At 33.8% G+C, this 24659-nt stretch carries 22 protein-coding genes and 2 tRNA genes; 13 read left to right on the top strand and 11 right to left on the bottom strand.

Annotation, left to right across the window (positions count from 1 at the left end):
• Positions 1-134 precede the first annotated feature (134 nt).
• From ACGH6Q_RS06875 to nfsB, 3 genes are all read right to left on the bottom strand, one after another.
• Positions 135-1178, bottom strand: coding sequence for a hypothetical protein (locus ACGH6Q_RS06875; RefSeq protein ID WP_411592448.1), 1044 nt, complete (start codon positions 1176-1178; stop codon positions 135-137).
• Between the two features lie 639 nt (positions 1179-1817).
• On the bottom strand, positions 1818-2165 hold the full coding sequence (locus tag ACGH6Q_RS06870; RefSeq protein ID WP_065589831.1) for an HTH domain-containing protein: 348 nt from the start codon (positions 2163-2165) through the stop codon (positions 1818-1820).
• Between the two features lie 154 nt (positions 2166-2319).
• A complete protein-coding gene (gene nfsB, locus ACGH6Q_RS06865) occupies positions 2320-2964 on the bottom strand; it encodes an oxygen-insensitive NAD(P)H nitroreductase (RefSeq protein WP_085164882.1) in 645 nt (214 codons plus the stop codon).
• Positions 2965-3405: 441 nt separating this feature from the next.
• Here nfsB and leuA point away from each other — a divergent pair, with 441 nt between their 5' ends.
• The 4 genes from leuA to leuD all read left to right on the top strand — a co-directional run bounded on the left by leuA (position 3406) and on the right by leuD (position 8273).
• A complete protein-coding gene (leuA, locus tag ACGH6Q_RS06860) occupies positions 3406-4953 on the top strand; it encodes a 2-isopropylmalate synthase (protein WP_296302313.1) in 1548 nt (515 codons plus the stop codon).
• A gap of 67 nt (positions 4954-5020) precedes the next feature.
• On the top strand, positions 5021-6100 hold the full coding sequence (gene leuB / locus ACGH6Q_RS06855; protein ID WP_065561213.1) for a 3-isopropylmalate dehydrogenase: 1080 nt from the start codon (positions 5021-5023) through the stop codon (positions 6098-6100).
• Positions 6101-6256: 156 nt separating this feature from the next.
• Complete coding sequence (leuC, locus tag ACGH6Q_RS06850) at positions 6257-7657, top strand: 3-isopropylmalate dehydratase large subunit (RefSeq protein ID WP_411592446.1); 1401 nt, start codon at positions 6257-6259, stop codon at positions 7655-7657.
• Between the two features lie 13 nt (positions 7658-7670).
• On the top strand, positions 7671-8273 hold the full coding sequence (leuD, locus tag ACGH6Q_RS06845; protein ID WP_065610387.1) for a 3-isopropylmalate dehydratase small subunit: 603 nt from the start codon (positions 7671-7673) through the stop codon (positions 8271-8273).
• Positions 8274-8345: 72 nt separating this feature from the next.
• On the opposite strand, the gene ACGH6Q_RS06840 is transcribed toward leuD, so the two are convergent.
• From ACGH6Q_RS06840 to yccX, 5 genes are all read right to left on the bottom strand, one after another.
• Complete coding sequence (locus tag ACGH6Q_RS06840) at positions 8346-9761, bottom strand: RNA polymerase factor sigma-54 (RefSeq protein WP_411592459.1); 1416 nt, start codon at positions 9759-9761, stop codon at positions 8346-8348.
• Positions 9761-10486: an LPS export ABC transporter ATP-binding protein gene (gene lptB, locus ACGH6Q_RS06835; RefSeq protein ID WP_034913235.1), complete on the bottom strand. Its 726-nt coding sequence runs from the start codon at positions 10484-10486 to the stop codon at positions 9761-9763. The genes ACGH6Q_RS06840 and lptB overlap by 1 nt, the downstream gene beginning before the upstream one ends.
• A 1-nt stretch (position 10487) precedes the next feature.
• Positions 10488-11042 (bottom strand): lipopolysaccharide transport periplasmic protein LptA, encoded by a 555-nt coding sequence (gene lptA, locus ACGH6Q_RS06830; protein WP_034913233.1) that lies wholly within the window; start codon positions 11040-11042, stop codon positions 10488-10490.
• A 3-nt stretch (positions 11043-11045) separates the two neighbouring features.
• Positions 11046-11609 carry an LPS export ABC transporter periplasmic protein LptC gene (gene lptC, locus ACGH6Q_RS06825; RefSeq protein ID WP_034913230.1) on the bottom strand — a complete coding sequence of 188 codons (564 nt, stop codon included), beginning with the start codon at positions 11607-11609 and terminating at the stop codon, positions 11046-11048.
• An 80-nt stretch (positions 11610-11689) separates the two neighbouring features.
• Positions 11690-11968: an acylphosphatase gene (gene yccX, locus ACGH6Q_RS06820; protein WP_141671669.1), complete on the bottom strand. Its 279-nt coding sequence runs from the start codon at positions 11966-11968 to the stop codon at positions 11690-11692.
• Between the two features lie 215 nt (positions 11969-12183).
• Between yccX and ACGH6Q_RS06815 the strand changes: the two genes are divergently transcribed.
• From ACGH6Q_RS06815 to pabB, 3 genes are all read left to right on the top strand, one after another.
• Entirely contained in the window at positions 12184-12780 is a 597-nt protein-coding gene (locus tag ACGH6Q_RS06815) for a CHAP domain-containing protein (RefSeq protein ID WP_411592443.1), read from the top strand.
• 472 nt (positions 12781-13252) lie between these two features.
• A complete protein-coding gene (locus ACGH6Q_RS06810) occupies positions 13253-13828 on the top strand; it encodes an anthranilate synthase component II (protein WP_411592442.1) in 576 nt (191 codons plus the stop codon).
• A 1-nt stretch (position 13829) separates the two neighbouring features.
• On the top strand, positions 13830-15587 hold the full coding sequence (gene pabB, locus ACGH6Q_RS06805; RefSeq protein ID WP_411592440.1) for an aminodeoxychorismate synthase component I: 1758 nt from the start codon (positions 13830-13832) through the stop codon (positions 15585-15587).
• Positions 15588-15631: 44 nt separating this feature from the next.
• Here pabB and ACGH6Q_RS06800 read toward each other — a convergent pair whose 3' ends face one another.
• The 3 genes from ACGH6Q_RS06800 to ACGH6Q_RS06790 are packed head-to-tail and all read right to left on the bottom strand — an operon-like array spanning position 15632 to position 19113.
• The gene (locus ACGH6Q_RS06800; protein WP_296301024.1) at positions 15632-16219 is read right to left on the bottom strand and encodes a membrane integrity-associated transporter subunit PqiC; all 588 of its coding nucleotides are present in this window, start codon (positions 16217-16219) and stop codon (positions 15632-15634) included.
• Positions 16216-17853 carry an intermembrane transport protein PqiB gene (gene pqiB, locus ACGH6Q_RS06795; RefSeq protein ID WP_085164896.1) on the bottom strand — a complete coding sequence of 546 codons (1638 nt, stop codon included), beginning with the start codon at positions 17851-17853 and terminating at the stop codon, positions 16216-16218. Before pqiB ends, ACGH6Q_RS06800 begins: the two co-directional genes overlap by 4 nt.
• 15 nt (positions 17854-17868) lie before the next feature.
• Entirely contained in the window at positions 17869-19113 is a 1245-nt protein-coding gene (locus tag ACGH6Q_RS06790) for a PqiA/YebS family transporter subunit (protein WP_085164898.1), read from the bottom strand.
• 516 nt (positions 19114-19629) lie between these two features.
• Between ACGH6Q_RS06790 and recA the strand changes: the two genes are divergently transcribed.
• From recA to ACGH6Q_RS06760, 6 genes are all read left to right on the top strand, one after another.
• On the top strand, positions 19630-20676 hold the full coding sequence (gene recA, locus ACGH6Q_RS06785; protein WP_065574897.1) for a recombinase RecA: 1047 nt from the start codon (positions 19630-19632) through the stop codon (positions 20674-20676).
• Positions 20669-21175: a regulatory protein RecX gene (locus ACGH6Q_RS06780; protein WP_167370068.1), complete on the top strand. Its 507-nt coding sequence runs from the start codon at positions 20669-20671 to the stop codon at positions 21173-21175. Before recA ends, ACGH6Q_RS06780 begins: the two co-directional genes overlap by 8 nt.
• Positions 21176-21380: 205 nt before the next feature.
• Positions 21381-24014, top strand: a complete 2634-nt coding sequence (gene alaS / locus ACGH6Q_RS06775) for an alanine--tRNA ligase (protein ID WP_411592437.1) — start codon at positions 21381-21383, stop codon at positions 24012-24014.
• A 131-nt stretch (positions 24015-24145) separates the two neighbouring features.
• Positions 24146-24346, top strand: a complete 201-nt coding sequence (gene csrA, locus ACGH6Q_RS06770; protein WP_034913196.1) for a carbon storage regulator CsrA — start codon at positions 24146-24148, stop codon at positions 24344-24346.
• Positions 24347-24469: 123 nt separating this feature from the next.
• Positions 24470-24562 (top strand) — tRNA-Ser (locus ACGH6Q_RS06765).
• Positions 24563-24580: 18 nt separating this feature from the next.
• A tRNA-Arg gene (locus tag ACGH6Q_RS06760) sits at positions 24581-24657 on the top strand.
• Positions 24658-24659: the final 2 nt, after the last annotated feature.

Below are 24659 nucleotides of genomic sequence, written 5' to 3'. Positions count from 1 at the left end.
TACTAAAAAGTGGGAACATACCATTACTGTAAACAATGCGAGTAAGTTCTATAATTAACTTACTCGTAATAACCTCTGTAACTTCAAAAAGTTACAGAATCAAACTATTTGCTGAACAAATAAAACAAATTTAACTATGGCTTGACACAAGCAGCTCTAAGTTTATTATTAGTTGATTTAGAATCATATAAATCTCCATCCCCCAAATCGATTCGAATTGGTTCTCCTTTGTATGTATCAATTGCCCAATACCAATCTTGAGGATGACTAGTTTCCCAGTCATCAAGACCTAAATAGTGATTAGGATTGTTAAATAAGGTTCCCCATTCATTAAATAGCCCACCAATCCACTTGCCATTACCGCCGCGATAGCTTAATTGACGGCGATAACCATTGATATTTCTTCCAGGAATACCTCCTGTCCAAATATCATCATTATTTGCATTAGTATAATCTGCAACACTTGGCATTCGGTATCCAATTCGGTTACAGTAATTTTTTGCATCTTGCACAGATGCATTAATATTAGCCCCTTGGGCTATATACCATCTTTCAATTTTAAAGCTATACAAGACGTTACTTTTGGCTCTATCTGAATAAAGCTTAAACGTAGAAGGGCTAAAGTTTTTATTAGCACTACTGTTTACTGGTCCTTTTAGTACTATCTTTAAAGCTACATCTCGTGAGCCTTTTCCCCAACCTGGTGTTCGTGCAGATGATAAAGCTAAACTAACTCCACTCCCTGATTCCGGAAATACTCTAGCGCCATTAGCTGAGATAATCTCTTCGGGCGTTACGTTTGCTAATAATAAATAAAAATAAACATTATTTGTTCCTGTCGATGGGAAATTACGTTGTGGATTATTTATATCTTGTGGTACAAATCCTTTTCCTTTTACCCAATCAGGACCATCTAAATCTTTATATTCAGTATTATTACTGGAATCGTTTGATAAATTAGGTTGAGCATAACAAACCAATGGCGCACTTGGTTCAAAATAATCAGGATTCGATATCCATATCCATAAATCAACTGAACCTGCATCTCCGTCTGTACCATATTTTAGACACGGGTTTTCGAACGACGGTAATATTATGGCATCACTACGATGATTTTTTACGCGACCATTTTTACTAGTTAATGCTTCTAAACTCCATGAATATGGCAATAATAACACGCCCAACACCAACAAGAGTTTTCGGGGTAATTTGAGAGATAATTTGGAAAATATAAATGAGTTTCGTGCAAAAACTCGGCGAATAGGATTATTTAATAAATTTAAATCGTAGGTTTGCCAGTGCTTGTGCCTTGTGCCTTGTGCCAGAAATGATAATGCATTATTGTCTACCTGTCAAGTAATATTTTGTTTTATTTAGATTTTTTATAATTATTTGCTTATTTAATAAGCTTGTTTTCCTATAACCGTAAAAGTATAGCCGTTTAAAAAATAGTTGGCTAGTTTTTTCGTGTTTTTTTGTAAAAAAATACAAATGAAATAGTCCTGTTTGGCGGCGACCCTAGTTCTGTCATTAGCGTATTTTGACACTGCAAAAAAACAAGCATATTGACCTTATAGTGGTGTGTTTTTTTGCTCTAAAATCTATCAGGTAGACCATTGATTTTATTGGATTTTTTATTTTGTTTTTGGTTAAATCAATTGTCTATAGCGAGCTAAGATATTATGGTATCGTGATTTCGGACGTACTGTTTTTTGTAAATAAATTAATAATAGTGATCACGTCCGAAATCTGACCAACTAAAATAGACCATTACTTTCAACCACGATAGCGCAACCTATTAAAATAGCCAATCACAGTTATTTTGTTTTGTTTTTAGGTAAAGGTAAATATTTGGTGCCGACATGTAACATTTCGTCAGGATTTGTTTTGTTATATAATTTAGCTTGCCGCCTTAATTTATCTTCAATGGATTTTTCAATTTTAACTAGGTGTTTAATACCATAACTAATCGTTTTATAACGTTTGTTCTTACTGGTTAAAGGCACAAACAAATTTAATCGGGCTTTTTTTAGCACGCTATAAATGGTCGGGCGACTGACCATAAAACGTTTAGCCAAATCAGTGATGGTTATTTTTTCTTTATGATATAAACGCCATATCTCTTGTCTGTGATAAGGCGTTAATTTTGTTTTACGTATATTCATTACCATATTTTCTCAGATTTACTGTAAATAATGCGAATAAATCCTACACATGAAGTATAAACAACTTAATGTTTTCCTACAATTAAACTTATCATAGTTCAAAAAATATCCTCTATATTTATCTTAATTCATACAGAGAATATTGCTCGTTATTTTATAAAAACGTAAAAAGTTGCTCTTTAGGTAAGCGTGATTTTGGTCGATGCGCATTGCCGTCATTTTCGGCTCGATAGCCTAATGTAGCAACAACAATACTTTTAAGTCCTTTGCTTTTGAGATCTAAAATCTCGTCCATTTTTTGGGTATCATATCCTTCAATAGCCGTTGAATCAATACCAATTGCTGCTGCTGCAAAAAGAAGTTGCCCCAATGCTAGATAAGCTTGTTTACTTTCCCAACATTGTTGCGATTCAATGGTTGCACTATTGAGCTTTACAAAGTGCCTACGACCTTGATCTTGTGCTTGTTTAAGATCGGCTGAAGGGTATCTACCGTCTTTATCTTCTTGATTGAGTAGATTAACTAAATGGGCGTCGTCTAATGGTGTTTTAATACAAAAGACAATCGTATGCGAAGCGCCAGTCACCCTTGGTTGATTAAATTCAAGTATAGCTGGTAAAATTTTATTCTTTGCCTCGTTGTTCTCGATAACATAAAAATGCCATGGTTGTGAGTTAACTGATGATGGGCTGTTTCTTAAAACAGTTAATAATTGTTCAATCTTATCGGCAGGAATTTTTTTTGTTGGATCATAATGTTTGGTAGTGTAGCGTTTTTGAGAAATATCAACTATGTTCATTATTATGCCCTCGTGAGTTATTCTTTTCACCATTATAATTCGGTTCTATTATGTCTCAACTTATTATTTTAATAGATTTGTCAAATAGTAAAGCAATCTTTAATTAGTATTGAGTACTTTATTTTAATAAAAATAGAACATATTTAGATTGACTACAAATAATCATTGACACCACTGATATCATTTGGTAAAAATAACATCAGTTTTTGTCTGTATTAATTACAATTCAAATAGAGATTTTTTTATGTTTGTTAACTATTTATCACTCGACCTCAGCCTCCTCCTCGCATTAACTTGCGCGGATAGCTTGTGTGTGGAGTAAAAAAAAGTAGTTAAATAAACAACTCAACAAATTAACAAGAACCCGCGCTAAAGTGCGGGTTTTTTGTTTTTTTAACTTGAAATACCGAGATAGCGCTAAAATATATAAAAGGAAAAACAATGAGCGATCAAGTCATTATTTTTGATACAACGTTACGCGATGGTGAACAAGCATTACAAGCAAGTTTAAGTGTTAAAGAAAAGTTACAAATTGCACTTGCGTTAGAAAGAATGCGGGTCGATGTGATGGAAGTTGGCTTTCCTGTTTCATCTCCTGGTGATTTTGAATCAGTCCAAACGATTGCTAAGACCATTAAAGATAGCTGTGTTTGTGCATTGTCTCGTTGTGTTGATAAAGATATTGATGTTGCTGCCGAGGCATTAAAAGTTGCAGATCAATTTCGAATTCACACTTTTATGGCAACATCAACCTTACATGTTAAGGATAAATTAAAAATGACATTTGATGATGTCATTGAAAGAGCTGTGCACTGTATTAAACGTGCACGTAATTATACTAATGATGTGGAGTTTTCTTGTGAAGATGCAGGCCGTACCCCAATTGATAACTTATGTCGTATCGTTGAAGCAGCAATTAAAGCAGGGGCAAGAACGATCAATATTCCAGATACTGTCGGTTATACTGTCCCTTATCAATTTGGTGGCATTATTCGTACCCTATTTGAACGTGTCCCGAACATTGATCAAGCGATTATCTCTGTTCATTGTCATGATGACTTGGGCATGTCGGTGGCTAACTCGATTAGCGCGGTTCAAGAAGGTGCTCGGCAAATTGAAGGTGCGATGAATGGTTTAGGCGAACGTGCGGGTAATACCGCACTTGAAGAAGTTATTATGGCGATTAAAGTTCGTCAAAATATCTTAAATGTTCACACAAATATCAATCACCAAGAGATTTATCGTACCAGCCAAATTGTTAGCCAAATTACTAATATGCCAATTCCGGGTAATAAAGCAATTATTGGTAGTAACGCTTTTGCCCACTCCTCAGGAATTCATCAAGATGGGGTTTTAAAAAATCGTGAAACTTACGAAATTATGACCCCTGAATCAATCGGATTAAATCAAATCCAATTAAATTTAACCTCTCGTTCAGGACGAGCCGCCGTTAAACATCGTTTAGAAGAACTTGGTTATCACGATAAAGATTATAACTTAGATCAAGTCTATGAGGCATTTTTAGAATTAGCTGATAAAAAAGGCCAAGTATTCGATTATGATTTAGAGGCATTAATATTTATCAATCAATTAAAAGATGAAAAAGAACATTATGTTTTGGATTATTTTAATGTTCAATCAGGTTCGACGGTTGTTTCAACCGCTTCGGTTAGCTTGTTAATTGGTGATAAAAAGTATTCTGATGCTGCAACAGGTAACGGTCCTGTTGATGCTGTTTATCAAGCTATCAACCGTATTACTGGCGAGCCTATTTCGATTGTAAAATATCAGTTAGCTTCTAAAGGACAAGGTGAAAATGCTTTAGGACAAGTTGATATTGTTGCCGAATATAAAGGTCGTAAGTTCCATGGTGTTGGGCTTGCAACCGACATTGTTCACTCATCGGCTTTGGCTTTAATTAATGTATTGAACAATGTGTATAGAGCAAATCAAGTTGCACAAGAAAAACAAAAATTACATCATGACTAAAAAATAATTTGTTTTGCCGTTTAACAGCAAAACATGAAAATTAATTTAGATTGTAAAGGAATAAAAAATGTCACAAAACTACCATATTGCAGTACTTCCCGGCGATGGCATTGGCCCAGAAGTAATGAGACAAGCCTATAAAGTATTAGATGTTATCCGCCAAAAATATCAGCTTTCAATCACAACTAGCGAGTATGATGTGGGCGGCGCAGCAATTGATATTCATGGTTGCCCATTACCTAATGAAACACTTGAAGGCTGTGAAAAAGCTGACGCTATTTTATTTGGTTCAGTGGGTGGTCCTAAATGGTCTAATTTGCCACCTGAAAAGCAACCTGAACGTGGTGCGTTATTGCCACTACGTAAACACTTCAAATTATTTGCTAATATGCGCCCTGCTCGTTTGTATCAAGGCTTAGAAGATCTTTGTCCATTACGCACCGATATTGCAGAGCGTGGATTTGATATTTTATGTATGCGAGAATTAACTGGCGGTATTTATTTTGGATTACCTAAAGGACGTGAAGGTAGTGGTGCTCAAGAAAAAGCATTTGATACTGAAGTTTATCATCGTTTTGAGATAGAGCGTATTGCAAAAATGGGGTTTGAAGCCGCACGTTTACGTCGCAAAAAAGTAACTTCAATTGATAAAGCCAACGTATTACAAACTTCAATTTTGTGGCGTGAGGTGGTTAATGAAGTAGCTAAAAACTATCCTGATATCGAACTTGAGCATATGTATATCGATAATGCCACAATGCAACTTGTTAAAGATCCGTCTCAATTCGATGTTATTTTATGCTCAAATTTATTTGGAGATATATTATCCGATGAATGTGCCATGATAACTGGTTCAATGGGGATGTTGCCTTCTGCTAGTCTTAATGAACAAGGCTTTGGCTTATATGAACCTGCTGGTGGTAGCGCACCTGACATTGCTGGTAAAAATATTGCTAATCCTGCAGCACAAATTTTGTCATTAGCTTTGTTAGTCCGTTATAGCTTTAAACGTGATGATATTGCCTCAGCTATCGAAACAGCAGTAAATAAAGCATTAGAGCAAGGCTATCGTACTATCGATCTTGCACAAAAAGAACAACCCGTTTCAACTGATGAAATGGGAGATATTATTTGTAAGCTTATTTAATTGAATTAGCTATGTTAAATGTGTAGTAAAGGGATACTCAAGTATGCAGAATAAACTGCTACTTGTATCCTTTTTAATTCAATTAATTATAGGATTAGTAAATAATGTCAAAGTTTAAAACTAATACCAGTTGTAAAAAATAATAAGGAATCTGCAATGTCAAAAACACTGTATCAGAAATTATATGATGCGCATGTCGTTTATGAAGCTCCAAATGAAACGCCTATTTTATATATCGATCGCCATTTAGTTCATGAAGTCACCTCTCCACAGGCCTTTGATGGCTTACGTGCAATGAATCGTAAAGTTCGCCAGCCCAATAAGACTTTTGCAACTATGGATCATAACACTTCAACCAAAAGTAATGATTTAAGTGCCTGTAGCGAAATGGCTCGCATTCAGTTAACCGAACTGGCAAAAAATGCCAAAGAGTTTGGTGTTTCGTTATATGATTTACAAAGCCCATTACGTGGTATTGTCCATGTAGTCGGCCCTGAGCAAGGTATGACTTTACCGGGTATGACTATTGTGTGTGGTGATTCGCACACTGCTACACATGGCGCATTTGGTGCATTAGCTTTTGGTATTGGTACTTCCGAAGTTGAGCATGTGTTAGCAACTCAAACCTTAAAACAAGGTCGTGCTAAAACCATGAAAATTGAAGTTAAAGGGCAAGTTGTTGACGGCATTACCGCTAAAGATATTATTTTAGCTATCATTGGCAAAACAACCAGTGCCGGCGGTACAGGTCATGTAGTTGAATTTTGTGGTGATGCGATTAAATCATTATCAATGGAAGGACGTATGACGTTGTGTAATATGGCAATTGAAATGGGAGCTAAAGCTGGCATAATTGCACCAGATGAAGTGACTTTTGAGTACTTAAAAGGTCGTCAATTTTCACCAAAAGGTGAAGACTTCGACAAAGCGGTTGCTTATTGGAAAACGCTAAAAACCGACGAAGGTGCACATTTTGATACAGTTGTGACGTTAGAAGGAAAAGATATCGCACCACAAGTCACTTGGGGAACAAACCCTGGTCAAGTAACTTCAATTGATGCAACAGTACCGAATCCTAATAATTTTGCTGATCCTATTGAAAAACACTCTGCTGAGCGTGCATTAGCTTATATGGGATTAACCGCTGGTACCAAAATGACTGATATTAAGATCAATAAAGTATTTATTGGTTCTTGTACAAACTCACGTATAGAAGATTTACGAGCTGCTGCCCAAATTGCTAAAGGCCGTAAAGTGGCTGAAGGTGTACAAGCATTAGTTGTACCAGGTTCAGGACCAGTGAAAGAACAAGCTGAAGCCGAAGGATTAGATAAGATTTTTATTGATGCAGGATTTGAATGGCGCTTACCGGGTTGCTCTATGTGTCTTGCAATGAACGATGATAAATTAGCACCGGGAGATCGCTGCGCATCAACCAGCAACCGTAATTTTGAAGGTCGCCAAGGACGCGATGCTAGAACACATTTAGTTAGTCCTGCTATGGCAGCAGCCGCAGCTATTACTGGTCATTTTACAGATATTCGCAAACCATTTTAAGGAGAGACTTGTCATGGCAAAATTTACAAAACATACTGGGCTAGTCGTTCCTTTGGATGCGGCTAATGTTGATACAGATGCAATCATTCCAAAACAGTTTTTACAGAAAGTAACACGCACTGGATTTGGTAAACATGCCTTTCATGAATGGCGCTTTTTAGATGATGCTGGCGAGCAGCCTAACCCTGAATTTGTCTTGAATAAACCCCGCTATAAAGGTGCCAGTATTTTATTAACACGTGAAAATTTTGGTTGCGGTTCTTCTCGTGAACATGCTCCTTGGGCGCTTGCTGATTATGGGTTTAAAACTATTATTGGTTCAAGTTTTGCCGATATTTTTTACAATAACTCATTTAATAATCAGTTATTGTTGGTCAATTTATCCGAAGAAGATATCGATGAACTATTTAAAATTGTCGAAGCCAATGAAGGCATTGAATTTACCATCGATTTAGTTAATGAAGTGGTCATTGCCGGCGATAAGCAATATTCATTTAAAATTGATGCTTTTAAACGTCATTGCTTGTTAAATGGGTTAGATAATATTGGTTTAACCTTACAACATGAAGAAGCGATTAGCGACTTTGAACATAAAATCCCAAGCTTTTTAGCTTAATTTTATTAAAGGGCGCAAATTGCGCCCATGATTAAAATAAGCGATATATATCCAAAAATTTTGAATTCAAATTTAAAGCTGTTTTCGTTGACTTGATGGTGGAATTGATAAGGCTTCACGGTATTTTGCTACGGTGCGACGTGCAATAATAATACCTTGTTCTTCAAGCATCGAAACTAATTTACTATCACTTAATGGCTTTTTACTATTTTCTGCCGATATATATTTTTTAATTAATGCTTGGATAGCAGTAGATGAAACCTCACCGCCTGAATCATTATTAACATGACTTGAGAAAAAGAATTTAAGTTCATAAATTCCGCTTGGACAATGCAGATATTTTTGAGTTGTTACACGAGAAATGGTCGATTCATGCATATCAATTGCCGTTGCAACATCAGACAAAATCATTGGTTTCATGTATTCAGCGCCGTGTTCAAAAAAGGCTTGCTGATGCTCAACAATAAATTGGCTGACTTTTAATAAGGTTTCGTTACGGTTTTCGATGCTTTTAATAAACCAATTAGCTTCTTGCAGATGAGATCTAATATATTGCCCATCACTTTCATTTGCTAATTTTGCCATATCGGCGTATTGCTGGTTAATACGTAAAGATGGAACTGTATCGCTATTTAAATACACAACCCATTTTCCTTGTACCTTTTTTACCATGACATCAGGTATGACATAGTCTGGAGAAGCAGTATTAACCAAATCGCCAGGATAAGGTTGTAAACGTTGTATAAAATCAACAGCCTCTTTTAATTGTTCATCTGTTGTATTTAACACTTTTTTTAAGTTTCTATAATCACGTATGGCTAATAAGTCTAAATAATTATCAATAATTTGTTTAACTAATGGTGGAGTGTCTAAATGTTGAATTTGAATAGACAAGCACTCTTGCAACGATCTGGCACCAACACCGATAGGATCAAAATTCCATATTCGTTTCAATACTGCTTCAACTTCGGCAATTTCAATTTCATCATTACCTTGCTCTTCAAGTATTTCTTCTGTTGAAACTGTTAAATAGCCTCTCTCATCTATAGCTTCAATAATAGATACTGCTATCGCCCTATCAGTATCGCTAAAGGGTGTTAGTTCAAGTTGCCATTCTAGATAATCATGTAATGTTTCGTGAGTTTCACCTTGATAGATAGGCAATTCGTCATTACGATAATCTGAGTTAGTTCCAGATGGAGTTCCTGCACTATAAATATCATCTAAAGATGCATCCAGTGGAATATCATCGGGAATCTCTTTGCTATCTAAAGCCTCACGCGTATCAATATTTTCTGCTTCATCGTTTTGTTTAACGTTCACTTCGTCATATTGATCATCAACTTCAAGCAATGGATTGTTTTCAAGCGCAGTTTGTATTTCTTGTTGGAGTTCTAAAGTTGACAACTGTAGTAATTTAATCGCCAATTGTAATTGTGGCGTCATGGATAATTGTTGAGAGACTTTCAGTTGTAAACTGGTTTTCATCATAATCTGAACTCGTTTCCTAAGTAAACGCGTTTTACATATTCGTTACTTAAGATGTCATTTGGTGAACCTTCAGCAATTAAATGTCCTTTATTAACAATGTAAGCACGTTCGCAAACATCTAACGTTTCACGTACATTGTGATCGGTTATTAATACACCCAACCCTCGATCACGTAGATGCTTAATAATATTTTTGATATCTATCACCGAAATTGGATCAACCCCAGCAAAAGGTTCATCAAGTAAAATAAATTTAGGATTAGCTGCTAACGCCCTTGCTATTTCTACTCGACGTCTTTCTCCACCTGATAGAGATTGTCCTATGCTGTCACGAATATGAGAAATATGGAACTCTTCGAGTAATTCTTCGGCACGATCGATTTTCTCATTTTTATCAATATCTTTGCGCGTTTCTAAAATCGCCATAATGTTATCTATAACAGACAATTTTCTAAAAATAGACGCTTCTTGTGGTAAATAGCCAATACCTTTTTGAGCTCGCTCATGTAAAGGTAAAATGCTGATATCATGATCATCAAGGTAAATTTTACCTGCATTTAATGTCACTATACCAACCACCATATAAAAAGTAGTCGTTTTACCCGCACCATTGGGGCCCAATAATCCAACAATTTCGCCTGAGTTGACAGTTAAACTTACATCTTCAACAACTCGTCTTTTTTTGTATACTTTGGCCAGATTTTCCGCTTTTAAAATTGACATTTTATTTGTTCATCCCTTTAACTTGGTTTGGGATAATAGTGCTTTTTACTCGCATATTCTTACCTGGATTGGCTAATATTTGCTGTTTTTTGACATCGTATGTAATCAGATCACTAACAATATGATTATCTTGTTGAAATAATTCAGCATGACCGCGTAAAATAACATTATTTTGTTTTACATCATAAATAACTTGTGAAGAATGACCCGTTACAATCTTATTTTTTTCTGGTAAAATTTGTTTATAATTCACAGGGTTACCATAAGCTGTAATTTTTTGCTTATTTTTATCTTGCGTGTCAGTGATAACCACTTTATCAGCTTTTATAGTTAATCCTTCTTGGATAATAACAACATTGCCAATAAATGTAATTGTATTATTTTCAATATCAATTTTTTGATTATCTGCATCTATCGTAATGGGTTTATTATCAGCGAACATTTTATGTTCTTCTTTAGAGTTTATAGATTGCGAAGTAAGTTCATTAGCGAAACTACTTAAAGAGATTGGTAGCAGTAAAATTAATGAAAAAACAACCTGTTTTAGCGAACTCATGTTTTATTTTGCCTCTGTATTATAATATGTTTTTACATTTTCAAGTATGTTAGCCGTTTTGGCATGTAAATCACCCGCTAAACCAATACCAGTTGAATAAAATCCCACCCCATTAATGATGACAGGATCTTTTGATTTGACTAGTTGTGAAGTTAAATCTATCACGGCATTATCAGTTTTTACTTGTTTCAATTGAGCTTCTTGTGTCAAATTATCTAATTGAACATCATCATAAAGGTAAAGAAGTTTATCTTTTGTCAACGTTGCTTTCTTTGCTTTAATATGCCATGTAGCTGAATGATTCTGTTCATAAAACGTAAAATTGGGCAAATCAAATTCAGTATTATTTGAGTCATCAAAATGCCTTACATTACTGGACTCAATTTTATAAATAAGATCCCCAGATAAGTCATAAATATCTGTTAACATTTTATCACTTTGATAAATCGGCTTATCTGATATATTTAGAGTGGATTGATTTACAACCTCATCTCCTTTTTGATAATTATAATAAACACCGATAACAACAATGAGAAGTAAAAAACAGATTAGATTTTTTTTATTCATAACATACGTTTTTCACATTAATTAGAAATTATTATTTCGAATGCCAAAATTTTAATTATTCTACTTTATTTTTTATTAAATTAATATCGAACATTAAAAGAAGTTAAATCGTTTTGTGGTAATAATTCAAAAATATTAACATGTAAAATGCGTGAAGATGCAGGACCGCCATTTTCAATCCATTTTATTAATTTGCTTATTTGTAAACTATCACCTTGAGCTATAATCTCAACATCGCCATTATCTAAATTTTGAACATAACCAACTAAACCCAGTTTTTGGGCTTGCTGATAAGTAAAAAAACGAAATCCTACACCTTGCACGCGACCGCTAACATTTATCTTAACTTTCTTAATCATCTTGCGACCTCATTTTATTATAACCTAGATTCAAACATATTAATTTTAATGATGAAATACTAATTTAGGTTGAAAATACAGAGCATAATTTTTTATCATGGTTAAATGTTAGATTCATTAATAATCTTGCAACTAGTAAGTTTTTTACTTATCGACTAAATTTTATTTTTCAATAAAATAAACAATAATAAATAATTAAAACAATGGAAATAAATATGTTATTAAAATATAAAAAAAGTTTTTTTTTACTTTGGCTATTATCAGTATTAAGCTACTATACAATTAATTCATGTGCTTTTGCTAATGTTGAAATTGATAAACAGAAAATTGGCAAAGTCGTTGATGAATTTAATGGTGTGAAAGTCTATTATAATGGTAGCATCAATAATGTAAGTGGAAGAAATATTGCTAAAGACGGCTATAACTTAGGTCTGAAATATCAATGTGTTGAATTCATCAAACGCTATTATTATCAACGCTTCAATCACAAAATGCCCAATAGCTATGGGCATGCAAAAGATTTCTTTGACCCTTCAATCGTTGATGGAAAAATTAATCGTCAACGTAATTTATTACAGTTTCATAATGGTTCACCAACTAAACCAAAAGTTGAAGATATTATTATCCTTAATTGGTCAAATTATGGGCATGTTGCCATTATAAGTAAAGTAACCGACAACGAAATTGAAATTGTGCAACAAAACCCCGGACCAAATGCAAGCAGTAGAGCAACTTTTCCTTTAATCTTTAAAGATGGAAAATGGATAATAGAAGGTTTTGGCGTTTTAGGTTATTTACGTAAAAATAAATAATTGCCTGCACCAGAGTAAACTACAACAAAAAAACAAATGGCATAATTACAGAAAATATTCAAAATAATAATTCAGATCGTTAATGAAGATTAATCAACAAACCATTCATTCTTCTGTTTTGATACTATTTTTATAGTCTCTAAAATAGCCGATAGGTTTTCATGTTGAGCTATTGCAAAAAAATTTTGACAATCCCAGCTTCGGCTAACGTAATAAGTAACACAAATACTACCATACAAGTTGAGTTGTATGGCTTTGTGGGATTTATCACAGAGAAAGAGAATTTTTGTTAAAAAGTTTCAGGTAACACTATGTTTCAGTATAAAAAAGGAAATAAAAAGATAGCAAACTGGCAATCATATCTGTTTTTAACTGTATTAACGGTATAATAACTCTGGATATAACTGGAATTTGGCTGTTATAAATGCCAATGTTTTAAAAACAATATGCTATGTAATTAATGGACTCTATTTTGATATTATTAATAGATAATTATGATTCTTTTACCTTCAATATTCACAATTATTTGTGTCAAGTTGGCGCAGAAGTTAAAGTGATTAAAAATGACGAAATGACAATTGAACAAATAAAAGAAATTAGCTTTTCTAAGATTATCATTTCGCCTGGTCCGGGATCGCCTACCAATGCTGGAATATCACTTGCAACTATTGCCGAATTTAGTCATATTTGCCCAATATTGGGAGTTTGTTTAGGGCATCAAGCGATTGCTCAATATTATGGTTATAAGATCATCAAAGCACCAACACCTATGCATGGAAAAGTCGATGAAATAACGCACGATGGTCAAGGCGTGTTTAAAGGGATCAAAAGCCCACTTTCGGTGGTTCGTTATCATTCATTAATTGCTTGTGATAATCCTTTACCTAAAGACTCTCAATTAATCGTAACAGCAAGAAACAATCAAGGATTGATTATGGGATTACGTCACAAAAAGTTACCCATAGAATCTGTTCAATTTCACCCTGAAGCAATTAAAACCGAATTTGGTTTACAAATGATTCATAATTTTGTCCATGAGCAATACTAAAATGAAAATTCATATCGACTTTGAAGGTCAACATAAATATTTTTGCAACCCTATCGCCATTTTAAAGTCTGATGATTATTCAACAATCAAACAACAATTTGATTCAATCGAAAAATTCACACAACAAGGCTATTATGCGGTTGGATATCTCGCTTATGAAAGCGCAATGGGGTTCAATAGTGAAAATAAAACAAAACAGAATTATGATTTGCCGCTATTGATATTTGGTATTTTTGATAAATTTTCTATCATTGAGCAAAAACATGTAGAAATAAGTGATTACACTCCACCAACTTTTGATTTGATAAGCAATACATCAAGAGAGGAATATAATCAAAAAATTAACTTTATTCGATCTCAAATTGAATCAGGCAATACTTATCAAACCAACTATACAATTCAATTTACTACTCCATTTAATGAAAGTGCTATTAATTATTACCACTTTCTACAAAAGAACAATCAAGCCGACTATTGCGCTTATATTGAGTTTGACGATTATTGTATTTTATCAATTTCGCCAGAATTATTTTTTAAGTTAGAAAATAAAATTATTACAACAAAACCAATGAAAGGAACAACTGCGCGCGGTTTAAATAATCACCAAGATAAACAACAATTAGAATTATTATTCTCTGAAAAAAACCAAGCTGAAAATATGATGATTGTTGATTTATTACGTAATGATTTAAGTCGGGTTGCAAAGGCAGGATCAGTTACAGTTCCTAAATTATTTTCAGCCGAAAAATATCCAACCGTTTGGCAATTGACTTCTATGATTCAAGGTGAATTGAAAGAACATGTTAATTTATATCATATTTTTCAAGCACTATTTCCTTGTGGATCAATAACTGGAGCGCCTAAAACCAGTACAATGCAAATTATTGCAGATATTGAAAACTCACCACGTGGAGTTTACTGCGGGACAATTGGTTATATTGAACCATATATGAACAAAGCTATATTCAATATCCCAATTCGGACTTTAACCATACACAATCAACAAATGCATTATGGTGTTGGCGGAGGGATCACTTGGGATTCAACCTCACAAGATGAATATAACGAGATTTTAGCTAAAACAGCAATTTTAACTCGCACTACTTCTTTTCCCAAATATATCATTGAATCATTATTGCTTGAAAAAGGACAATTTTTCTTATTGGAAGAACATTTAAGCAGACTTTCTCAATCAGCTGATTATTTTGATTTTAACTATGATATCAATGCAATTAAGTTGCAACTTATTAAGTTAGCAAATGCAACTAATAAAAATATTGAAAATATTTATAAAATCAGAATTTTACTGCAAAAAAATGGGCTATATACCATTAGCGAGAATATAATTAACTCGCCAATGCAGATCAATGAAATCGAATTTGCAAAGCAGTACGTTCATAACCAAAACGTATATTTGTATCATAAAACGTCTAATCGGGAGCATTTTCCTAATTTAATTACAGGAAAAGAATATATTAATTTTAACCAACACAATGAAATAACTGAATTTGTTAACGGTAACCTCGCATTGCGGATTAATGATCAATGGATTACCCCTAAAAAAGAATCGGGGTTACTAGCTGGCACCATGAGACAATTTTATTTAGATCACAATCAATTGTTAGAAAAAACGATTTTAAAAGATGACCTTTTAAAAGCCGATAAAATCGCATTTATCAATAGTGTTCGTAAATGGGTAGAAATTGATGACAAGGTTTTTAGTCATTTCAAACGATCATTAAGATCAATTACCGTTTAAATTCATATATTCCGCCAACATTATGGCGGAATATTATTATGACATTAAAGTTTTATTGAGTTTGCAAAGTCTAGTTCTTCATCCTGCCAACCTTTAGATAGCGCATTAACTAAAGCATCATATCCATTACTTGCTAAAGGAACATGGCGTTCAAATGGTTTGCTTTCAATATTATTTTTACTATCAGTAACAACCCATCGTCCTTTAATCACCGCATCACCAGTATAGCTTCCATGAAACCCATCAATAAATAACTTTACCGTCAATGTTGGCGTTGTAATTGATCTGCTAGAGACTAAATAATTTGGTAACATGACCGTTAAATCTTGCGTCAATCGTTCTTGCAATTGCTGAGATAGTGTTGAAGCCCATAAATGATGCATTGCTGTTTCATATTTGATATTATCAGTTTGTAATACAATACCTGGTTTATTTAAAAAACTCACCACATCTACCGACTCAATCCAAATAAAATATTTGGTAGTTTTTATTTTTTGCAATACTGGACTTGGTAAATTACTAGTTAGTTGAAAATAGCTTTTACTTGGGTCGTTAGCTGAACAACCGACTAATATTGCAAGTAATGGCATAAATATGATTGTAAGTAGCTTTTTATATATTTTGTTCATCATTTTTTACCTTTTGCTTTAGGCTCTTGATCTTTCTTCGCTGGAGCAGAAAAAATCAGTGCATTGCTCTTATCATTGAGAGTATTAAGTAATGGCGTTAATTCATCCATCATCTGTTGCACTTTTTGTAAACTCTCTTTCATTTGGTTATTTAATTCAGAACCTGGTTGTAATTCTTTCATTGTTTCATTTAATGAACGTAATGTTTTTTGTAAATCCTTTGGTATATTTTGCATCTCTTTACTTGCCATAATACGATTTAACGATTTCATTAATCGTTCACTTGAAGCTAATGATTGATTGAACTGCGATAGAGTATTGTTAAGTGGCAAATTATTAAAATTATCAAGTAACTGCATAATTTTTGCCTGAATTTGCGCAATCCCTGTCGAAGTCGCCTCAATTGTATCGTAACCAAACTGCTTCGCTAGTTGTGGATCATACTTATTTTTTAATTCAGGATAAAAATCAAGATCTATATATAGCGCACCAGTAAACATATTTGAAGTTTTTAATGACGCTCTTAACCCATTTTTTTGTTCTTTCATTATCAAAGCGGCAATATCGATTTTCTCATCAACTAATTCAGATAAACGATCAGGCTCTATCCTAATTAATATCGGCACCCTTTTATTTAAAATTGATGATTTTTCTAACATTTCAGCGGTATAAAATGGTACTTTAGATACTGTTCCTAATCTAATACCATGATATTCAACTGGTACTCCCTCTGTTAACCCCGATATAGAATCAGAAAGCATAATAAGGAATTCTTTATATTCAGTATATTGCGAATCTTGGATAGATTTTTTATCTTCATATAATGTATAAACTGCATTTTGCTCAGCGGGTGCACCTAATTTGGATCCTTCGGGTAAATCAAAACTAATTCCTCCAGACATTAATACATCCAGAGAAGGGACATCTAGGCTTGCACCTCGAGATGAAAGAGTTAAATTGATACCTCCTTCTTTCCAAAATCGTACGTTTTGTGTTACTAACACATCATAAGGTTTAGTAATAAAAATTTGATATTTCATCTTACGCGATTCAACATCAAATTCCGAGGTCTCCACATTCCCTACACGATAACCATGAAACATGATAGCTGCCCCTCGAGGAATCACACCATTTTGCTCACTTTCTAATTTTAGACGAATACCTTTGATACTAGGATCAGACAACGGAGGCGCATCAGAAAGCACAAAAGGTTTATTTTGAAAACTATGATTATCGTTCCCTGCGGCTAATTCTATATAGACACCCGATAAAATAGTACCTAATCCCGTTACCCCATCACGACCAATTTCTGGCTTGACGACCCAAAAAATCGAATCATTTTTCAGCAATGGAGCCATATCGCTATAAACACGGCCTTTTATAACCACTTGCTGGTAGTCATCAGATAAAGTCACTTCATCGACTATACCCACATCAACACTGCGATTTTTAATTACCGTTTTGCCAGCAACAATGCCACTTGCGTCTTTTGCAAGTAATGTGAACGAGGTACCTCTATCAGCATAATGAGAGTAGATTATCCATAGACCAACAATTGCAGTGACAATGGGAATAATCCATATTGCTGAAATAGCTCTAATTTTAATTATTTTTGCCAATTTACTTGATGTTGCCATATTGTTCCTATTAATCTATTTTCTATTTTGCGGACGATCCCAAATTAAACGAGGATCAAATTTTTGTGATGCAATCATTGTGATAATAACGACAGTTGCAAAGAATGTAACGCCAATATCAGGATAAACACCCATCATTTGCTGATTTCTCACTAAAGAACAAACGACAGAAACAACAAATATATCTATCATTGACCATTTACCAATAAACTCAACTGCACTATATAATTTTTTCATTTTTAAACAATTATTCTTATTTTTTCGTTTTACTGCTAATGCAAAATAACAAAGCCAACTTAGTGAAATAATTTTTAAAATTGGTATAACAACACTAGCGAGAAAAATAACAAGAGCAACAGGTACATCACCTGCTTGCCACATATAAATAACTCCATCCATGATATTTGAAGTTGATGCAGCCCCCAAAACAACAGTTATCATAATTCCAAATAAATTAGCAGGAATGTAAAGAATTAATGAAGTAATTAATAAAGCTATAGTCCATTGTATTTTATCACGCTCCCTAATTTTACTTTTTTGTTTACATCGAGGGCATTTTTTATAATGTATGGGTAATATAGCCTGACAACAATTACATAATTTTAGATTTTGACTAATTCCTGTTTTTCCAACTTTCAATGAATTAACAGCAAAGTTATTACGATGAATTTCGTTCCAAATTACTTCAGGCGAGAAAATAACTAAAGATTTTATATAAAAAAAGACAAATAGACAAAACGCCCAAAACGTACCAGTGACCCCAATACTGCCATAACTCATTAATTTAACAAAACTGACCAAAACACCAGTAAGAAAGATTTCCGGCATACACCAATGTTGAAATTTTTCATAAACAATAAGTAGATCGCGTTTGCGATATTTTGTTAATTGAATTCTGGAGCAAAGCAGGACGATGATTAATAAATTGAATATAGGGAAAAGTAAAACAAATAAAATAAAAAGCGCTGAAACATAGCTATATTTATCAAAATAAAGGGTCTTAGGAATATCTAATACGCTAACGCCAATGTAATTTCCTACAATTCGGATATCAATAAAGACAAAGCCGCAGGCGACAATAATCATAATTAATGAACAAGCTGCATACATAGCAGCTCTAAATTTCATATTGCTACTATTTTTAGCTAATGTAGTATTACAGCGTGGACAAACAGCTTTGTGCCCTACTGTTATATCAGTTAATTCTATGACCAAATCACAGTGTGAGCATAAAACATAATGTTGTTTATCAATGGTCATTGTTTTCCTTTATTTCGAAATATATTTTAACCTAAATAAATATTTCAGAGTAATATAACATTTGAGTATGAAATTAATGAGTTATTATTAAATAGTTTCTTGAAGAACAAATATTTTAATGAATAAAAGTTGGTTATATTAGCTCCAAAGCTAATCATATCAAATGACATTTTTTTATGAAAGTATTACTAAATTAAATTAGTGGGTTTTGATTATTATCAAATATAATCTTTATAAAATGCGTTATTCTTTTCATTATACTAAAATAATCAATATTAATTTAGGTTTGATAAAAATTCACAGCTATAAAATTAACAAAATAATTCAATAAATTTAATCTTGAATATCAATATTTCATCACCATTTGTTAGTTTCAATTATTACATAAAACAAATCATCCATAAAATTTGTGTCTTAATTTCCATAGTTAACTAAATAATTGTTGAGAAAAAAACTTGATACTGTATAACAATACAGTATAATATTACCAATCCTAACTCATTGGAATTTTATAATATGAACGAAAACAAACAACGCGCACTTTCTGCTGCATTAAGTCAAATCGAAAAACAATTTGGTAAAGGTTCAATTATGCGTTTAGGGGACACCCAAACGTTAGATGTAGATGCTGTATCTACAGGTTCTTTAGGTCTTGATATTGCTCTAGGTATTGGCGGTTTACCAATGGGTCGAATTGTTGAAATTTTTGGGCCAGAATCATCTGGTAAAACAACACTTACCTTATCAGTCATAGCACAAGCTCAAAAAGAAGGTAAGACTTGTGCATTTATTGATGCTGAACATGCACTCGATCCAATTTATGCAGCTAAATTAGGCGTTCAAGTTGATGACTTATTAGTTTCTCAACCTGATACAGGAGAGCAAGCCCTTGAAATTTGCGACGCTTTGGTTCGTTCTGGTGCTGTTGATGTTATTATTGTTGACTCAGTCGCAGCATTAACTCCAAAAGCTGAAATTGAGGGTGAAATGGGCGATTCTCATATGGGATTACAAGCTCGCTTAATGTCACAAGCATTACGTAAACTAACTGCGAATATCAAAAATGCAAATTGTTTAGTTGTATTTATTAACCAAATTCGTATGAAAATTGGTGTTATGTTTGGTAGCCCAGAAACAACAACAGGCGGTAATGCACTAAAATTCTATGCTTCTGTTCGCCTTGATATTCGTCGCACAGGTTCTGTGAAAGAAGGCGAAGATATTATTGGTAGTGATACTCGAGTTAAAGTGGTTAAAAATAAAGTTGCAGCACCTTTTAGACAAGCAGAATTCCAGATTCTTTATGGTTGTGGTATTTCTAAAGAAGGCGAATTGATTGACTTAGGGGTTAAACATAAGTTAGTCGATAAAGCTGGTGCATGGTATAGCTACAACGGCGAAAAAGTTGGACAAGGTAAAGCTAACTCAATTAAGTTTTTGCAAGAACATCCTGAAATCGCAAAAGAGCTCGAAACAAAACTACGTGATTTATTACTAAATAGTCCAGCAGATTTTACAGCCCCTGAAGACGATATTTCATTAGAGAATGACAGCATTGAATAATGAAAAAAAACTCAATAAATCAATCCTAAATAAAGCTGTGCAATTACTTGCACAGCGCGATCACTCTTCGTATGAACTAAGCCAAAAAATGATATTCTTTTTTGCAAAGAAGCAACAAAATACAGAAGAAGAATATCATGACCAATTGACTAAACTAAAAATTGAAATACAAGATGTGATTGAACATTGTATTAATCAAAATTGGATAAATGACGCCCATTATATTGAAAATTATATTGTTATGCGTGCCAATAAAGGCTACGGAAAGTATAAAATTGCAATAGAACTTAAACAACGGGGTTTATCTGTTGACTTAAGCCGTCAGTTATTACAAGCCTCTAATATAAACTGGGGAAACCTTGCATATAAACAATTATTAAAAAAGTCAAAACAAATCAAACCCGAAAATAACAATAAAAAACAAAAAGTTACTCAGTTTTTAGTTGCTAGAGGTTATACACAAGATGATATTAAAGCTGCTTACGATTTATTGACTTAAATAATTATAATATCTAGAATACAAAACATATAATTTAAAGCCTATTACAAATAAAGCTCATTAATTCTTTTTTTATTTTATCCCTATTTACTTGTAATAAATATTAGTTAGCTCCACTCCAATTTAGGAAGATTTACTTTTCAACTTTAGTTGTAACGGGTATATTACTATGTTTAAAAATCTATCGTTTTATATGGAAGCATAAATGAAAAGTACTGCAGAAATTCGTCAAAATTTTCTTGACTTTTTCCGTGGCAAAGGACATGAAGTTGTCGCAAGTAGTTCCCTTGTTCCACACAATGATCCAACATTATTATTTACTAATGCTGGAATGAATCAATTTAAAGATGTATTCCTTGGTGTTGATAAGCGTTCTTACACTAGAGCAACAACATCGCAACGTTGCGTCCGTGCTGGTGGAAAACATAATGATTTAGATAATGTTGGTTATACTGCTCGACACCATACATTTTTTGAGATGTTAGGAAACTTTAGTTTTGGTGACTACTTTAAACATGATGCAATACATTTTGCATGGGAATTATTGACCAGCAAAGAGTGGTTTAACCTACCTAAAGAGAAGTTAACCGTTACCGTTTATGAGACAGATGACGAAGCATATGCAATATGGGAAAAAGAAATCGGCATCCCTAAAGAACGCATAATTCGTATTGGTGATAATAAAGGTGCTCCGTATGCCTCAGATAACTTTTGGCAGATGGGTGATACCGGTCCTTGTGGTCCTTGTACCGAAATTTTCTATGATCATGGTGATCACATTTGGGGAGGACCTCCTGGTAGCGCAGAAGAAGATGGTGACAGATTTATAGAAATTTGGAATATTGTCTTTATGCAATTTAATCGCCATCCCGATGGAACAATGGAACCATTACCTAAGCCATCTGTGGATACTGGTATGGGACTAGAACGTATTGCTGCAGTGCTACAACACGTCAACTCTAATTATGAAATAGATCTGTTTAAGAAATTAATTAATGATGCTGCTAACGTTATTCAGACTAAAGATTTAGAAAATAAATCGCTACGCGTTATTGCCGACCATATCCGCTCTTGTGCATTCCTAATTTCAGATGGAGTTTTACCTTCAAACGAAGGACGAGGCTATGTACTACGCCGCATTATTCGACGCGCAGTGCGTCATGGGCACATGCTAGGAGCAAAAGATATTTTCTTTTATAAATTAGTTAAACCATTAATTGATGTGATGGGAAGCGCAGCGGTTGAATTAGAAAATAATCGAAAACTAGTCGAAGATGCACTTAAAATTGAAGAAGAGCAATTTTTAAAGACTCTTGAACGAGGGTTATCTTTATTAGATCAGGAATTAGCCAAAATAACGGGGAAAGTTTTACCTGGAGATATCGCATTTAAACTTTATGATACTTATGGTTTTCCATTAGATCTAACGGCAGATGTGTGTCGTGAAAAAAACATTACTATCGATGAAGATGGCTTTAACCAATGCATGGAAGAGCAACGAAAGCGAGCTCGCGAATCAAGCTCATTTAATGTTGATTATAGTAATGTTATCAAGCTTGATGATAAAACTGAATTTTTAGGTTATCAAGCAACAGAATCATCAGGAAAAGTTATTGCTATATTTAAAAACGGCCAAAAAGTCGAAAATATTAACGCAGGTGATGAAGCTATTGTCGTTTTAGACAAAACACCATTTTATGGAGAGTCTGGTGGCCAAATTGGTGATAAAGGCTTACTAACTGCGGCTAATCTTGAATTTAGTGTTTTTGATAGCCAAAAATATGGTAAAAGTATTGGTCATTTTGGTCAAATTATAAAAGGCTCTTTAAAAGTTGGTGATAATGTCATTGCTGCTATTGATGTTGAGTTGCGTGAACGTATTCGACGTAATCACTCAGCTACGCATCTATTACAAGCGGCTTTACAACGTATTTTAGGCAGCCATGTCCACCAAAAAGGGTCTCTAGTTAATGATAGCTATTTACGTTTTGACTTTTCACATAATCAAGCCATTACGCCAGAACAAATTATTGAAATAGAGAACTTAGTAAATCAACAGATTCGTCGTAATTTACCAGTTGATATTGAGCTAATGCCAATTGATAAAGCTAAAGATAAAGGCGCTATGGCTTTATTTGGTGAAAAATATGAAGATATCGTTAGAGTTCTAACAATGGGCGATTTTTCAATTGAACTTTGTGGTGGTACTCACGTAAATAGAACTGGTGATATTGGGTTATTTAAAATAATATCAGAATCAAGCATAGCTTCTGGTGTACGCCGTATTGAGGCAACTTCAGGGCAAAATGCAATGGATCTGATCCATAATGAATCTAATTTATTAACTCAAATTGGACAACTAACTAAAAGTGACAAATCGGCAGTTTTAGTGCGCATTGAGCAATTGATCGAGCAAACTAAACAGCTTGAAAGAACAATTGAACAACTAAAAGCACAGAAAGCTAGCCAAGAAAGTGCACAATTACTTAATCAATGTGAAAAAATCAATGATAAACATTTACTAATTGCTAAACTTGATAATGTTGAAGCAAAATTATTACGGACTATGATTGATGATCTGAAAAATCAATTAAAGACAGGTGTAATAATTTTAGCCGCTGTCAATGATGATAAGATCAATTTAGCTGCAGGTGTAACCAATGACTTAGTCAATATAGTTAAGGCAGGAGATTTGGTTTCCCAATTAGCATTAAAAGTAGGCGGTAAAGGGGGTGGGCGACCTGATTTCGCTCAAGCAGGTGGAATGGATCTCTCGGCATTACCAGAAGCGTTATCTTCTGTGAAAAAGGAAATCAGTAATAAATTACAAGCAAATTAGCCAGATAGGCTCAAAATATTTGTTAATTGAATATTAGAGTTTTCTGTAAAATCCCGTCTTATTGATGGGGGCTGATAAAGCTATATATTAAAATTGTTTGGATATATACTTAACTGATATTAGGAGATCTAATGTTAATTTTAACTAGGAGAGTAGGTGAAACACTAATAATTGGTGATGATGTAGTTATTACCATCTTGGGCGTGAAGGGAAATCAAGTCAGAGTAGGTATTAATGCACCTAAAGAAGTTTCTATTCATAGGGAAGAAATATATAACAAAATTCATCAACCACAAGAAGCAAATGATGAAATACCTAAGTCCATAGGGTAATATTGGGCAGGAAATAAACAACTAGCACGCGTAAGCAAAAAAATGTTTGACTTATTTTTTGTAAAACGTAATATGTGCGCCACACATTATGATTTTGTTGTTAAAGCAAAATCATAATACATTGGTGAGATGGCCGAGAGGCTGAAGGCGCTCCCCTGCTAAGGGAGTATGCGGTCAAAAGCTGCATCGAGGGTTCGAATCCCTCTCTCACCGCCATTAAATAAATTAAAATATGCATCCGTAGCTCAGCTGGATAGAGTACCCGGCTACGAACCGGGCGGTCAGGGGTTCGAATCCCTTCGGATGCACCATT

It is taken from the genome of Gilliamella sp. BG2 (assembly GCF_046635645.1).
Taxonomy (GTDB): Bacteria; Pseudomonadota; Gammaproteobacteria; order Enterobacterales; family Orbaceae; genus Gilliamella; species Gilliamella bombi.
Note: the sequence above shows the minus strand (reverse complement) of the source record. Positions and strands in the feature narration are given on the sequence as shown.